The following is a 204-nucleotide window of genomic DNA, read 5'->3' on the forward strand; positions in this document are numbered from 1 at the left end:
AGGAACTGATCGCCAAAATCACAGAGAAGAAACTCCCACCGGTGCTGGACTACCTGGAGAGCATTGTACCCGCTGAAGGCTTTGTCTTTGGCGAATTTATGATGGCCGACCTCTGCATCGCTTCTCCTTTCTTTAATGCTGGATATGCCGGCTACGAAGTAGACGCTGAAAAATGGCCCAACGTTGCCGGCCTTATTGCACGTG

Annotated in this window: 1 protein-coding gene; it reads left to right on the top strand. The window is 51.0% G+C overall.

Annotated elements, in window-relative coordinates; all coding sequences use genetic code 11:
* Positions 1–204 (top strand): glutathione S-transferase domain-containing protein (locus tag A3709_RS14965; protein ID WP_197484228.1); only part of this gene is annotated, 204 nt, incomplete at both ends.

The sequence above is a fragment of the Halioglobus sp. HI00S01 genome, from assembly GCF_001635445.1.
GTDB lineage: Bacteria > Pseudomonadota > Gammaproteobacteria > Pseudomonadales > Halieaceae > Halioglobus > Halioglobus japonicus.